We start from the raw sequence: 14,762 nt of genomic DNA on the forward strand, positions 1-14,762 counted from the left end.
CGCGCGCGCCGACGCTCCTAAAGCCAAACCTGGCCATGATGGCCTTCGGTGTAGAACTCTTCGAGGTAGTCCAGATACGGGCGGATCAACCGCGCGCTGTAGCCTGCTTCTTCAGCAAGCTGCCGCATTTGTCCGGGAAGAGGGCGGTATATCTTCTTGATCTTTCGCATGGCTCGGAGATTGAGGCCATGCAAATTGTTTGCATTGTCATAGACCTCATACAGATGCTCGTGGTCCACGGAAAAGCCGCGCTTCGCGAGTACCAAGTCCACTTGGCCCTCTGCGTCGTCTGGGTTTATCGGGAACCATTCGGAGTCGCGTCCAGAGTCGAGATGCTTGCGCGGATAGCCAAAAACAGACCGGCGGTGAATGTTCCCTTCAATAGCGTTTAGTTCCTGCTGCGAAATTCCGAATGTGCTCCGCCCGAGGTCGTATGTGGTAAACAAAGTGATAAACGGGTTATACGTTCGGCCTTGGGCCACCCTGCGGGCGGGTACTTCTTCTGTTGTGAGCCCAATCTTGCTGAAGCTTAGATCACGCATGTCGACTGCGATGTAGATCCAGCCATGTTTTTTGGTGGGATAGTCCTTGTAAACCGGATTAGGCTCCAGCAACTCTTGTTCATCGTTCATCGAAGATCCCTGCGATTGATGCCACGTGCCGCCATTAGGGAATCGACGCCGCTCCATCGCGAAGCGAAGTCTCCTGGCTTTCGCTCACGATTGTAACAATACTTCACAATAGACGCGGCGCGACAGGTACCTGCGCCGCCGTCCTTGCACGCCATGAGCTGGGACTTGATGTGGCCGCATACGTCGAAACCGTTTGGACCGAAGATCCCAAGCAGGGCCCGATAGAACTCGTTCTGTAGCTCGGGCAACTCGTACCCGTCCAGCGTACACGCCGGCGGGGCCCGATTGACTTTGACGATTCGCGAGGAGTAAAGTGCAGGAGCGCTGGCACGCGCAGGACACCGTCTTTCGAAGCTCCTAGAGCAGTGCTTTGATCTTCCATGGGCCGATGCCTTCCTTCCGGCTCTTTCAGAGCGACGGTGACTCTGTAAACGGGGCCTTGAGGATCGAAGCGCATGACTACCGCCAGCATTAAGCCGCTCACAGTGAACGGCATCAAGCAGCTCGCCAAAAAAATTAGCCGCGAGCACAACATCACGCACACAGACGCACTCAATCTTGCCAGTCGCCAGGCTGGCTACGAGAACTTCGTGCACGCGAAACGCCAGCTTCCGGTCGCAAATGCACCGCGCGGGTTTCCCGTCTACATCTCCGTGCACTGGTTCACCCGGCGCTCGCGCAACGATGACCAGACGCCCAACGGGCTGAGGCATGGCCGAGAACTGTTGTGTGTGCATCTCTCTCGTCCATTACCTGAAATCGTGGCTAAGCACCTCGTCGGCCACGCGCGAGGACTCTACGGTTTCCGGATGGAGTACGTCGATCATCTGGAACACCGGACCAATGTGAACAGCCAAGAGTCCGCCCGGGACCTCTTACTGAAGGCTGAGCGTAGCTTGCGTTTCATGGAAGCGACAGGCCTGCAACCGGTATCGACCAAGAGGTTCGACTCCATCTCCAGGGTGCTGACGGAGATGCCCGACAGAGACCATGACTCGGACTGGTTCGACCCTGTGAGCGGGAGCTATGTATGCCTGGACGAGCCGTATGCGGCCGCGGTCAAGGGCAGGGAGGCCAAGCGCGCCTACTGGCTGGAGAGTAATGACCTGAAAATGGTGGTGCCCCAGTGGGAGGGCATCTACTACGCCGGCGAGTGCATCCCGCACTTGGTTGGCCCGGACGGTGCCCTGCTGCAACGTGTTGCAGACACACTGGCCAGGCTGCGCCCCGTCGCGGAGCCCCACCCGTGGCCCCACGAGACAGGCATGTGCAATGACGATTTTGTCAGCCCCCAACGCGAAGCGGATGCAAAGCCGCGCCGGCGGCGGCCGGGGCCGTCTTACGGCGAGTACAACGGCGCAGTGCCGTATGGTGGTCAAACCGGTATCCCGTCGCGCTGGCGCCCGGCCAAGGCGATGCCAATTGAGCTCCATTTGCAGCTCGCCCCTCTAATGCGAGGCTTGGCGGCCGTCGGATTTTCCAGCCGCGTGCGCTCGAAGCTGGGCGCTGCCCGTTCCGAATTGGACGATTGGTGGCCGATGGAGCACCGGGATGAGCAGGGAAGGGCCTTGGACGATATCTATTATGGAGGGCCGATCGTGGTGTGCGGCGATTCGGACGTCGAGCGCCTGGCGATGCTCACGGAAGCCCGATCCATCGTCCTGCGAGGCTACGACGACTGCAAGCCGCGGCGTACGTTGCTCGCGGCGTTTGATGCGGGCGTGGCTGAACTGCAGAAGGCTGAGCGCAACGGCGCGGCTGCGTTCGCAGGCGCTCGCGGTGCGAACTGACGTCTCGAGACAAGCGCGCTCGCAGCAGAATGCCCCCGAAAGGGGGTATTTTGTTGGAAACGCTTCGCGCTCAATTGCCGATAGGTTTTGGAGTTGTGCGCAATCCGCGCTCCGGAACTAGGCATTTCAAGCGCTCTGAGAGGCAAATCAGTCTCCTAGTCCTATGATCGACCGATGGGGGCTGCTAGCACGCTCCAGGCCCTTCAAAAATGGCACTCAGCGGTATTGGGAAGGCCGCCGCGCGTCGAGATGGAGTACCCGAGATTTCGGTTTCCTGGCTTTTCTTTTGGAGGCACGTGCTTTGTGCGCGCGAGAGTTCGGCAGGATGGATTTGATGGCCCTATGCGCACAGCTTGAAGAGCGGCTTGGTGGGCCGCGTGCACCACAGGATGCGAAAAAGAGCGCCCGGAAATATCGGCCGCACGTTAACTTAACGCGCATTGCCGTGCCGTCAACCTGGCTTCAAAAAGTGCTGTTCGCCGCTCGTCGGGGCGGTCCAGTCCTTAAGCGATTAGCCCGCGTGCTCGGTCACGGATTTCGAAGGACGCGGCATCGAGTGAGCGCGACTGCGGGCGACCTGCGTAGCATTAGCTTGCGTCAGGGCGACGCGTCCTTTCCCACCGGCTGCGCCGACGAGGTCGTCCTTGGGACTTCGTGAGACCCGTTGGGCGCCTTGTGCAAATTTCGTACCTGATCCGCCTAGCTTTTTCGGTAGGCCAGCAATCTCAAAGCGTTAAAAACGACGAGCAGCGTCGAGCCTTCATGGACGGCCACTGCAGCGCCCATACTCAGCCCCATAATCGTCGCGGGCACTAGAACAGCGACGATACCGAGACTGACGTACAGATTTTGACGAATGATTCGTCGAGTCTGGCGGCTCAGTCCGACCGCAAAAGGCAGATGACGCAGATCATCCGCCATCAAAGCGACATCGGCCGTTTCCAGTGCAACGTCTGAACCGGCGGCACCCATGGCGATACCCACAGTCGCATTTGCCATGGCGGGGGCATCGTTTACACCGTCTCCGATCATCGCGATTTCAGCCTCAGCCCTAAGATCGCGAATCACCTGAACTTTGTCCTCCGGCATTAAATTGCCCCGTGCGTCCTCAATGCCCACTTTGTTTGCAATGGCGCGGGCGACGTTCTCATGGTCGCCAGAGATCATCACCATGTGGGAAATCCCCAGTTGCCGCAGATCTTCTATGGTTTCGGCAGCACCCTGCCGTGGCGTATCCATTAGTCCAATGGCACCGAGATCTCTGTCTCCCAGTCGCACGACCATAGTTGTTCGGCCATCCTCCCGCAACTCGTTGGCGGCGGCTGTCGTCGAGCTTTCGAGCTGTGGAATGCCAGACGCGCCGAACATCTCAACTTTTCCGATCCATACGCTTTGCGAACCCACTTTGGCCGTGATTCCTTGGCCAACGAAATTTTCCACCTGGGAAGCTTCTGGGATCGGATACGTTCCGAGAGTTTTGCGACCATCTCGAACAATGGCCGCGGCTAACGGATGATCACTTAGCGACTCTACTGCCACCGCAACCGCGACAAGCTCCTGTTCGGAGACTCCAGGTGCCGGCAAGATGTCGGTAATTCGAGGGCGGCCTTCAGTCAAGGTACCGGTTTTGTCAAAAGCTAGTGCTTTCAGGCTTCCAAGTTCCTCCAGCGGGGCGCCGCCCTTGATGAGTACGCCGCCCCGAGCCGCGCGAGCGATACCTGAAAGCACTGCGCTCGGCGTTGCGATGGCAAGAGCACAAGGGCTGGCTGCGACAAGTACCGCCATAGCGCGGTAGAAGCTATCGCGGAAAGGCTCATCAACAATGACCCAGGCGAAAAGCAATAGGAACGCGATGCTTAGGACGGTCGGCACGAAGATTCGCTCGAATCTGTCCGTGAACCGCTGCGTTGGCGACTTTCTAACGTCGGCCTGCTCGACCAGCGCTACGACGCGGGCAAGGGTTGAGTCGCTCGACTTACGAGTGACCTCGACCTCCATCAGGCCCGAACCGTTAATCGTGCCGGCGAACACTTGAGATTTGGGATCGACGCCGGCCGGCCGGCTGCGCGCAATGGCAGCGTCGGGCACGGGGGCCTTGTCTACTGGAATGCTCTCGCCTGTTATGGGGGCTTGATCGACACTTGAGCTTCCCTTGATGACAAAGCCGTCTGCGGGAAGCCGCGTATTCGGCTTGACGATAACCTGGTCGCCCACCTCAATTTCTTCGACTGCAATCTCGCGAACTTGGCCATCGCGACGCACCGTAGCCGTTTTTGGCGCAAGTTCTGCCAGGGCTTCGATTGCCCGCTTCGCCCGCCCCATCGCGAAATGCTCCAGCGCGTGCCCTAGGCTGAACAAGAAGAGAAGGAGAGCGCCTTCGGCCCATGCTCCGAGCGCGGCAGCGCCAGCGGCGGCAATGAGCATCAAGCTGTCGATTTCGAGGCGCCGCTCCTTCCAGCTATTGAAGGCGTCTCGCACGGTGAAAGCTCCTCCAAACACGTACGCCGAGACGTACATGGCGAGAGGCACCCATCCCGGGATAGACGGCCACCAGCGTTCAATCCCGGCCCCGGTCCCCAGCAACGCGCCGCACGCTAAAGCAAAGTACACCTCCGCTGAAAGCGCTGTAATCGCCCGGGTGATGCTAGTCGTCATTTTTACGTCCTTGCTTTGGATTTCACTGCCATTCACGCGAACCGCCGACTTATTGGTTCTCGGTCACAAGGCAACACTCAGAAGCCCCATGTGGTGTTTGGAGGAGGCGTGTCATGAAACGGCTATTCCGTACGCAATTAGTCGTTTATGATGCGCGCCAATTCCGCCGGTTTGGCCTAGTCGGAATTCTAAAAGCGGAACGGTCGACGAAGCGCATCATTACAGAATTGTAATAATAAAGACGGCAAACTGTCGAAACGCGATCTTTACATTATTAAGTCAGTCGCTTCTGCGCGACGACAACTAACGTGAGGATCACTGAGATGAAAGTAACTATTTCTAGCGCCGCCGTCGCACTTGCTTTGGGTGCTCTGAGTTCGACCGCCCAGGCCGACACATTTCACAATACAAACACTGAGATCGGCTACGAAGTTCACATTAGCGACAGCCAAAGTGGAAAAACCTCGGAGCAAGTTCGGCAGGAGCTCGTCGCCGCAAAGTCCAATAAGAGGGAATGGTTCTTTACCAACCTGAATGCGGCAAAGCCTGGTTGGATGGTTCCAACTGAAAAAACCCGTGAGCAAGTTGCGAAAGAACGCGATTCGATCACCCCCGAAGAGCGTGCGCGCCTCGACGAAATCTACAACACCGGTGCTTAAGTGCCGTCTGCTTTTGGCAGGAGGTAGCGCTCATTCGTGGGGAAATTCCACGCGTTTGGGTGCTCCTCCGTCCGTTGGCGAAACTAAATTCGAGGGTCATGTATGAGGATTCGTGTCGCAATTGCGCTTTCGGTGATGTTCCTTTCTGGCTGCGCGATGACGAGCGGCCCTGCACCAGCGGCCGAGGGCGCGAAAACGCGAGCAGAAGTGCGTGCTGACTTGGCCATGTGGAAGCGAGCCGGAATGAACAAGTTCTATAAAGGTCGGCACACACCCGATATCTACAGTGCGTCCTACCGTAAGAGCTATGCCAACTATTTGGAGCTTCGTAACGGACCGGAGTATCAGGAGGAGCTTAATCGCCTCAAGGGCGAAGAGCAATAATGCAGCGTCCCTTCATACAGTGCGTGTGGCTCTGCCAGAAACGACAGCGGTCCTGTCACCTGTAATTCGTCCACTGTCTAGATATATCGAAGAAAATCGTTGGGCAACCAACTTACCAACTTGGGACGCGATGCTCGAGGCCACCTTGGCTGTATGCGAGCGTCGCTCTCGCCGTTTTAACGGTCTGTTCTCTCTGCTTCCATTTATGATGTCGAGCTGCCGATACCGAAACGGCTAAGTCTCCATCTGAAGAAATTGTTCAATAAAAAAAGGTGCACATTTCAATAGAATGTGCACCAAAAAAAGGCCTCTTCCCTTCGCGGTGGAGGAGGCCGCTCGCCGCCGGTGGAGATCGCCTTAGCGTTTGAGGCGTTCCAGCTCTTGTTGATACTCGGTGCCGCTGCGAAGGCGAACATATTCCGCATACGCCATTCTGTATTCGCGGCTATAAATGTCGGGCGTTTCGTCTTGGTTCCAGAAGCGATCCACTCCTGCACGTTTCCACACTGCGAGATCTGCTTGTACTTCGGCTCGAGTGAGTCCCCGGTCAATTCCGCTAGAGTACGTCGAGGCTGCGTTGGCCGGCACTGCGGTTTGCGCGCCAGCGTACGCCATGGGCGCCGCAATCAATACGACCGCCGAAAGGATCTTGAGGGAAATTTTCATCGCCAACTCCATTTGATTACCGGCGGTACGCACTAACGCCGGTATTAATAAATCATCATCACTTAACGCGTATAGGAATTGTATCGAAGACATCCCATCCAAACCGCGACTACAGAATTACGTTTTTGTCCGGATTTGGAAATGTGGCGTCCACGTTTCCACTTCGATTTTGGAAAGAGTGTTGTGATTTTGCAACCGCACGTGCGGTGCGTGTGGGAATTAGCGGCGTGCGTTCCCGGGTATGGATCGCCTTTCGCTACTGCAAAATCGAGTGGAAACATAGAGTTGCGGGCGCGCGCAGCGGTACGCGGACATTAATGACTGGACGCGGACATATATGTAATCGAACGGTTGGTTTTTTGTCGATGAACACTCTCCACACTTGCTTGGCACTTGCCGAATAGACACCGCGAAATGCGAAACGGACTTCGCGTTTCTTCTATCGGCGAGGCATCCAGTCCGCCTCTGTGATAAAGGAGCAATTTGTGAAGAGATCTCTCTTGCTGGCAATTTCTGCGGCAACACTATCGACGGCTGCGTACGCCGAGTCGTCGGTGACGCTTTATGGAATTATTGACACCGGGATTGGCTACGCCAAGGTCGATGGGTCCTACACTGATCCTCGAACGGGCGCGAAGTCCGAATTCGACGGGAGCCGAGTGGCGATGACTACTGGCCAAACGGCCGGGTCGCGTTGGGGCCTGCGCGGAAAAGAAGATTTGGGTGATGGCCTGTACGCGACCTTCCGCCTTGAGTCTGGGTACGATTCCGCTAACGGCTCGTCTCTCCAAAACAATCGCCTGTTCGGCCGTGAAGCTACCGTCGGCCTTGGCAGCGACCAATGGGGTGAGTTTCGTCTTGGTCGTCAGTACAACGTAGCGTCGCGTCTTATGGCTTCGATGTATGGTTCCGGATTTGGCGGCGGCTTCTCGCAGCTCAATACGGGTGGAGGCCTTGGCTTCAGCGCGGCGTATTTCGTGCGCTATGACAACCTGGCGCTGTATGAAAGCCCTTCAATGGGCGGCTTCCGCGTATCGGCTGGCTATGCGTTTAATGCCGACGACCGCAACGCGGCCCAGACGGGCTTCCGGACGGCGGATAACACTCGAGCAATTACGACTGGCATTAGCTACGCAAATGGTCCGCTCATGGCATTCTTCGCCTACGACCAATTGAATGCGTCGAACAAACTATCCTCAGCCCAAACTGCGGCCACTCCTCGCTCGTTCACGTTGGGCGGCTCATACGACTTTGAAGTCTTCAAGCTGGCGCTGGCATACGAACGAGCAACGGATGGCTGGTTTGCTGGCAAGGGGCTCCCCTCGAGCGCCTCGGTCGGAACGTTCCGCGGTACGCCGTCCAACACATTCGTCGATGGTTTCAGCTCGAATTCCTATCTGATCGCAGCATCCGTCCCCTTGGGTGGCGCTAGCAGCATGTTTGGTTCGTGGCAGCGAGTCGATCCGAACAATAGCGACCTGACCGGTGGTGACTCGACCAGCAACACGTTTGCGTTGGGCTACTCCTACACGCTTTCGAAGCGCACGACGATGTACGCTGCTGCCACCTATACGAACAACTTTGCATTTCAAAACGATGTAAAAGCCAGGGAGGCAGTGATCGGCTTGCGCCACTCATTCTGACGCGAAATGCGCACCTAGCGTGCGGAGGACATAGTGGGGTGCCCATAACCCGCTATGTCCTCATTTTTTTGGCGAGAGGAGCCATTAGAGCGGCTAGACGCTTGCAGAGCGTCAGTGGCAAGCCTATTCGGGCTCGCGATACTCGATGGTGTAGCCCATTCCTCTGACGGTGTGCAGCAATTTTATGTCGAACGGATCGTCGACCTTGGCGCGAAGACGGCGGACCGCGACTTCAACCACATTCGTATTGCTGTTGAAGTTCATGTCCCAAACTTGTTCCGCGAGGACTAGGCGCGACAATACTTCGCCTTCACGCCGCATCATGAACGTCAGCAGCCCAAATTCCTTTGCAGTGAGGTCTATGCGGGAGTTGCCCCGGGCTACTCGTCGGCGAAGTAGATCCAGTTCAAGGTCCGCTACGCGAAGAATATTTCCGCCGGACATGGTATCGCCAGATCCCGCCGCGCGCCGTCTGAGAGCGAGGACTCTTGCCTGGAGCTCGGAGAGTGCGAATGGCTTGATTAAATAATCATCGGCCCCTTGCTCCAGACCGCGTACTCTGTCCTCAAGGCTTGACCTGGAGGTCAACATCATGACAGGTACATTGTCGTTTTTACGAATGCGTTGTAAAACCTCAAATCCATCTAAGCCGGGTAGGCCGATGTCCAATATGATTAGGTCATATTGCGTTTCATAGGCGAGTTGGAGACCGCTGACCCCATCCATTGCGATATCAACGATATAGCTGTTATCCGTAAGGCTGCGGCGTAACAACTCGGCGAGTTTTTGCTCATCTTCAATAACTAAAATTTTCATTTGTCGTTTGAATACGTCATTGAAAATGACGTTGAAAAAAGCGAAGGACGTGATCGGTGATCACTCCGCCGTTGCAGCCTAGTTGACGTAACGCTACAGTGCTGGTCTTCCGGCTCTTAGCATCGCTTTACATGTAAAGCTACTTTAGCGGCCGAGCTTCGTCAGAACCCGAACTCGTCAATTACGAATCTGCAAAAAAAAACGCGGAAATCTGTAATTTCCCTGTCGCTATTTCCGGAGAGCATCTTTTTAGAAGGATTGCTGCCTACGTGGACTCGCTAAATGTCCAATGATGCGCGCCACCTTGCTACTCTACAAACGACATTGGCGCTCACTGCACAAGTGTGCAGGAGCGCCAATGTCCAATGTGGTTCTACTTGGATGGATCGAAGTCTGCAGCTATGCTGAAGCCGATGGTCGTGCCCGTCGAGTCCGATTTTACGAAGGGAGTGCCGCCATGCATCCGTGCAATTGCGGCTACGATGGCCAGTCCGAGGCCGTGATGGTTCGCGTCGCTCGCACGCGCAGAGTCTGATCGGTAGAACCGGTAGAAGAGCCGCGGTAGATGCTGTGCTTCGATTTGCTCACCGAAATTGTGCACGGTGACGTGTACTTTCCCGTCGTCGGCCCTGTATAGCCTAACCGTTACACTTGACTTCGGCTTGCTGTAGCGAATGGCGTTCGAAACCAGATTTGAAATAGCGCGTTGATAGAGCGAGCGGTCTACACTGCCAGCTTGATCTCCCAAGACGTCAAAGCTAACTCTCGCGTCGAGCGCCTCGGCTTCGTGATATTCAAGAACTTCCGTAGTAATCGCGCGGAGGCTCTCCACATGTTCGGCCCGCGCCCTCGCTCCGCGGTCAGCCTGTGAGAGAAAGAGCATGTCATTGACAATAGCGGTCATGCGTTGAAGCTCTTCCAGATTCGAACCAAGCACGTCTCGCAAATCCACTGGCGACCGATTTGCCGCCAGCGCGAATTCGGTTTCTCCTATAAGCGTCGCGAGAGGAGTACGTAGTTCATGTGCTACATCTGCATTGAAGCCTTCCATTTGGACATAGGCCCGCTCTAGCCGTTGCAGCAGCGCATTGAACTGCAGGACCAACGGTTTGATTTCTTGCGCCAACCCCGTTTCCTTCAGTCGTTCCCCGATGCGGTCAGGCGATATTAGCGCGGCCTGGAGCGCCACTTCGTGTAGAGGAAGCAGCGCGCGCCGGACAAGGACGTTGGCTATAACGGAAACTACTATCGCTCCGATCACAGCACACGAAAACAACGTCCATGCCAGCATCACTCGAAGCCGCACATCCGGCGTGGTATCCAGAAACAGCTCTGCGGTCATTCTCCTGTCCGGCTGGCTGGGCGCAGGCAAAGAAAAGAGCGTCTGTATTCGATTTACGTCCTTCGCCGCTACGGCAGGCTCACCATAAACGCTGACTTTTTGATTAATGACGAGTCGCAACGAAAACTCAGACTTTCCATAGAAAAAGTCATTTAGCTTATGCTCGAGCGCGGGTAGGTCGCCTTTAACGGCGAATTCATCCGCAAGGTGCTCGATGACTTCACGCTTTTGTTCAAGTAGTGCCTGCTGACGATGAGAGAGATTTATATTCGTCGCCCAGTACACAACTAGGCATACGACCCCCAGTGCGACAAATGTCTGAAGCGCGAGCCAGCGAGACAGCCATTGGCGCAGAGAACTGATCTCGCGAAATCCCATTACTCATCCCTCAGTTCGAGCACGTAGCCCATCCCGCGCACGGTGTGAAGGACCTTAGTTTCAAAAGGGTCATCAACTTTTCCACGAAGACGCCGTACAGCAACCTCCACCACATTGGTATTGCTATTGAAGTTGATATCCCATACTTGTTCGGCGAGATCCAGACGAGACAGAACTTCTCCCTGCTTTCGCATCAAGAGGGCAAGCAGCGTAAATTCCTTGGCTGTCAAATCAAGGCGCGTGCCGGCCCTACTAGCCTTGCGCCTCAGCAGATCAAGTTCGAGATCTCCCACTTTCAAAACATTCTGTCTGCTTGCCTCGGCGACGATATGACCCCTCCGGCGCCCCAACGCAAGGACGCGCGCCAGCAATTCAGATAACGCAAACGGCTTGACCAGGTAATCGTCTGCGCCGTCCTGCAGTCCCCGAACTCGATCCTCGACCTTGTCTCGCGCTGTGAGCATCAGGACAGGTACGCGATCGGACTTGCGCAGTTCGTGCAGAACGTCAAAGCCATCCATCCCCGGGAGCATCACGTCCAGAAGAATGAGGTCGTACTGAGTTTCTCGGGCAAGGTGAAGTCCGCTGACGCCGTCCGATGCAACGTCGACCACATAGTTGTGTTCTGAGAGAGCACGCTTTAGGTACTCAGCGAGCTTGCGCTCGTCTTCAACGACCAAAATCTTCATATTTCACAACCGTTCGAATCGTGAATGGCACCCTCGAAGGTTGAATCCGGTGCCAAGCGGGAATTGGTGCGCGAGCTCGAGCTCGCATAGCCACCAACGTTGCGTGTTCAGAAACGCGCACGTCTTGCACTTGAATGGGAGCACGCATTCTAGGGCAGGTTAGCCGTCAGTCTACCTTCACCAGGATTACGAATCTGTAATGCACGGCAATCTTACAGAATTGTCATCTGGGGGTCCGGATTCTGACGAAGGCGCTTGGATACAGTACGGGCGGTCATCCGTCCTGGGCGTCCCTATTGTGTCCCACGTGCGACAGCCCGGCATAGGCACCAACATCTCCTCAGACACTACCAAGGTTAAATGATGCGCCTCAAGTTGCTTCCATTGTTCCTGATGGTCGCCGCGCTGTGCGGTCCGCAGGCTCGGGCTCAGGCTACGCCAGAAAAGTACACCCGGGAAGACGCATCGATTGCGTCGGCAAACGTTCTGACGCTGTCCGAGGCGCTGGATGCCGCGTACAGGTTGAATCCCCAATTGTCGGCGGCCAAGAATGATTTCGGAGCATCGAAGGGGTTGGTGGAGCAGGCAAGCCTCCTGCCAAATCCTTCCCTGGACGTCAGCATCGACGACCAGCAACGTCCGACGCGGACGACCACGGCGATGCTCAGCATGCCCGTTGAGTTGGGCGGAAAGCGACGAGCACGTACAGAAGCCGCTCAATTAAACAGTGATTTGGCTGGCCGGGACTATGAGATCGCGAGGGCGGAGATAAAGACCTCCGTTACGTCTCGATTTTTTGCAGTCGCAATCGCGCAGGAAACGGTGCGCGTCAATCGCGATATGGCTGAAGTGGCTGTCGGGGCATTGCGTGTAGCTCAAAAGCGAGTGGACTCAGGAAAGGCTCCGCCTTTGGAGAGAAACAAAGCAGACATCGAGCTAACGAAGGCGCAGATTGAAGTGCGTCAAGCAGAAAATGAGCTCACCGTCGCACGCAGAGAACTGTCATTACTGTGGAACGACCCAGCTCCGAAATTCACGGCAGTGCGTGCGGATATCGAGGATCTTCCGCCGCGACAATCGCTGGATGAGTTGCGCGGCGCCTTGTTGGCGTCCCCGAGAATGACTGCCGGACGCCTCGCATTGGAAGTGAGCAAGGCCGAATTGAATGTCGAGAAGAGCAAGCGATATCCGGACATCACGATAAGTGGTGGAGTGGCTCGCGACAATGAAATGGGGCGCAATAAGGCTCAATTTGGGATCTCCGTGCCATTGCCGATTTTTGACAGGAATCAGGGGAACGTCTATGCCGCCACCATGCAAACCTACAAGGCCCAAGACACTTACAGAGAGCTAGAGGCACGATTGAGTGCTGACTTGGTATCCGCCGCCTCTACTTACGATCTTGCATTGTCTTCCGCGAGCGACTATCGCCGGTCTGTTATCCCCACATCGCAGAAGGCATACGATGCCGCGCGTAAGGGCTTTGAGGCTGGAAAGGTCGGCTATCTGGAAGTCCTAGATGCGCAACGGACTTTATCGCAAGGGAATATTTCCTACCTGACGACGTTGTCGCGCGCGGCGTCGGCCCGCGCTGAAATCGATCGCATCCTTGGCCAATAAACAGAGATGAACATGAGCCCGTATTTCAATCTAGTACAACGTCGCGCCGTCATTGCGGTCGCGCTATCCCTTCAACTCCTGATTCCGGCGCCGGGGCTTGCAGGGCCATCTGACCACGCTGGGGACAGTCATTCCGAAGCGGCTGTGGGGCCGAATAAGGGTGAAATCACAACGGTCGGAGACAACACGATTGAGGTGGGTCTGGTTGAGGAGGGCGAGGCGGCTCGGCTAAAGGTTTGGATAGCGGCGTCAGGCAAGCCTGTGAATGCAAAAGACCTAACGGCAACCGCGACTTTGAAAAGGCCAAATGGGGAAGAGAAGGTGCTCAAGCTGACCCCCTCTACAGAAGGATTTGTCAGTGATCAGCTTATCGCTGAGCCACATTTCTTTGAAGTCGAAATTAGCGTCTCTATTCCTGGAAGGCCTGACCCTATCCGCGCAGAATTGCACAAAGAGGAGGGGTTGGTCGCGCTCACCCCTGAACAAATTTCCGCGGCTGGAATTGAGACAAGTGAAGCCAAGGCGCAGAGCCTTGAGTCGAGCACGAAATTCCCCGGGGAGATCCGATTTAATGCAGATCGCACTGCACACGTCGTGCCTAAGGCCGCAGGCACCGTTCAACAGGTCTCAGCTGATCTCGGACAAGAGGTGAAAAAAGGACAGCTATTGGCGGTCATTTCAAGCGCATCGCTCTCCGAGCTCAGAAGCGAGTGGCTTGCTGCGACGAAGCGTCGAGCATTGGCTGCCGCCACGCACGCTCGAGAGTTGAAGTTATGGCGGGAGCAGGTTTCAGCCCAACAGGACTATCAACAGGCTCAGACTGCGCTTCAAGAGGCGGATATTGCCGTGCAAAACGCAGCTCAGAAGCTTCGGGCAATTGGCGCGGAACCGTCCGCAAAAGACTTGAATCTTCTTGAGATTCGGGCGCCCTTCGATGGTGTCATCGTCGAGAAGCACATCGCTTTGGGCGAGGCGCTATCCGACACGGCAAGTATCTTCACAATCTCGGATCTGAGCACGGTATGGGCAGAGTTCGTAATCGCGCCCAAAGATCTCCGGGACGTCCGTGTAGGTGAAGATGCAAAGGTCACCTCGACTGCCTTTTCCGAGGAGGCGTTCGGCACCGTGTCCTATATAGGTGCATTGCTTGGACAGCAAACGCGCACAGCGACTGCGAGGGTGACATTGAAGAATCCCGACATGGCCTGGCGGCCCGGTCTGTTCGTTTCCGTAAGCGTCGTGGTGGAGCGAAATGACGTTGGAGTAGCTGTGGAGAGCGACGCGATCCAGGATGTCAACGGACAGCCTACGGTGTTCATCGAAGTTCCTGGTGGCTTTCTTCCCCAGCCCGTCAAGCTAGGCGCGACGACAGATAAGAGCTCGGAGATTGTGTCAGGGCTCAATGCTGGAACACGCTATGTCAGCTCCAATGCTTTCGTGCTGAAGTCCGAGTTGGGCAAGGCAACGGCAGATCACGCGCATTGAGTC

The 14,762-nt window shown here is 56.0% G+C and carries 12 protein-coding genes; 6 read left to right on the forward strand and 6 right to left on the reverse strand.

Translation table 11 applies throughout. The features are described from left to right. Positions 1 to 17 precede the first annotated feature (17 nt). Entirely contained in the window at positions 18 to 632 is a 615-nt protein-coding gene (locus API01S_RS12180) for a hypothetical protein (protein ID WP_006216211.1), read from the reverse strand. 455 nt (positions 633 to 1,087) lie between these two features. Between API01S_RS12180 and API01S_RS12185 the strand changes: the two genes are divergently transcribed. Then, positions 1,088 to 2,422, forward strand: coding sequence for a DUF5623 domain-containing protein (locus API01S_RS12185; RefSeq protein WP_046803181.1), 1,335 nt, complete (start codon positions 1,088 to 1,090; stop codon positions 2,420 to 2,422). Positions 2,423 to 3,121: 699 nt separating this feature from the next. Here API01S_RS12185 and API01S_RS12190 read toward each other — a convergent pair. After that, the gene (locus tag API01S_RS12190) at positions 3,122 to 5,113 is read right to left on the reverse strand and encodes a heavy metal translocating P-type ATPase (protein WP_006216208.1); all 1,992 of its coding nucleotides are present in this window, start codon (positions 5,111 to 5,113) and stop codon (positions 3,122 to 3,124) included. A 287-nt stretch (positions 5,114 to 5,400) separates the two neighbouring features. On the opposite strand from API01S_RS12190, the gene API01S_RS12195 reads away from it, so the two are divergent. Both API01S_RS12195 and API01S_RS12200 read left to right on the forward strand, forming a co-directional pair. Next, complete coding sequence (locus API01S_RS12195; RefSeq protein WP_006216207.1) at positions 5,401 to 5,736, forward strand: DUF4148 domain-containing protein; 336 nt, start codon at positions 5,401 to 5,403, stop codon at positions 5,734 to 5,736. 102 nt (positions 5,737 to 5,838) lie between these two features. Then, positions 5,839 to 6,120: a DUF4148 domain-containing protein gene (locus API01S_RS12200; RefSeq protein ID WP_006216206.1), complete on the forward strand. Its 282-nt coding sequence runs from the start codon at positions 5,839 to 5,841 to the stop codon at positions 6,118 to 6,120. A 357-nt stretch (positions 6,121 to 6,477) separates the two neighbouring features. On the opposite strand, the gene API01S_RS12205 is transcribed toward API01S_RS12200, so the two are convergent. Further along, the gene (locus API01S_RS12205; RefSeq protein WP_039882452.1) at positions 6,478 to 6,786 is read right to left on the reverse strand and encodes a DUF4148 domain-containing protein; all 309 of its coding nucleotides are present in this window, start codon (positions 6,784 to 6,786) and stop codon (positions 6,478 to 6,480) included. Positions 6,787 to 7,271: 485 nt separating this feature from the next. On the opposite strand from API01S_RS12205, the gene API01S_RS12210 reads away from it, so the two are divergent. Continuing rightward, positions 7,272 to 8,429 carry a porin gene (locus API01S_RS12210; protein WP_039882451.1) on the forward strand — a complete coding sequence of 386 codons (1,158 nt, stop codon included), beginning with the start codon at positions 7,272 to 7,274 and terminating at the stop codon, positions 8,427 to 8,429. 123 nt (positions 8,430 to 8,552) lie between these two features. Here the strand turns inward: API01S_RS12210 and API01S_RS12215 are convergent, their stop codons facing one another. The 3 genes from API01S_RS12215 to API01S_RS12225 form a co-directional block, all read right to left on the reverse strand. Continuing rightward, positions 8,553 to 9,245 carry a heavy metal response regulator transcription factor gene (locus API01S_RS12215; protein WP_006216203.1) on the reverse strand — a complete coding sequence of 231 codons (693 nt, stop codon included), beginning with the start codon at positions 9,243 to 9,245 and terminating at the stop codon, positions 8,553 to 8,555. 373 nt (positions 9,246 to 9,618) lie between these two features. Further along, positions 9,619 to 10,965, reverse strand: coding sequence for a heavy metal sensor histidine kinase (locus API01S_RS12220; protein WP_006216202.1), 1,347 nt, complete (start codon positions 10,963 to 10,965; stop codon positions 9,619 to 9,621). After that, entirely contained in the window at positions 10,965 to 11,654 is a 690-nt protein-coding gene (locus API01S_RS12225) for a heavy metal response regulator transcription factor (RefSeq protein ID WP_006216201.1), read from the reverse strand. The genes API01S_RS12220 and API01S_RS12225 overlap by 1 nt, the downstream gene beginning before the upstream one ends. 360 nt (positions 11,655 to 12,014) lie before the next feature. On the opposite strand from API01S_RS12225, the gene API01S_RS12230 reads away from it, so the two are divergent. Continuing rightward, positions 12,015 to 13,274, forward strand: coding sequence for a TolC family protein (locus tag API01S_RS12230; protein WP_006216200.1), 1,260 nt, complete (start codon positions 12,015 to 12,017; stop codon positions 13,272 to 13,274). Positions 13,275 to 13,286: 12 nt separating this feature from the next. Beyond that, complete coding sequence (locus API01S_RS12235; protein ID WP_143215258.1) at positions 13,287 to 14,759, forward strand: efflux RND transporter periplasmic adaptor subunit; 1,473 nt, start codon at positions 13,287 to 13,289, stop codon at positions 14,757 to 14,759. The last annotated feature ends 3 nt before the right edge of the window (positions 14,760 to 14,762 follow it).

This window comes from Achromobacter piechaudii NBRC 102461 (assembly GCF_001571245.1).
Lineage (GTDB): Bacteria > Pseudomonadota > Gammaproteobacteria > Burkholderiales > Burkholderiaceae_B > Achromobacter > Achromobacter piechaudii.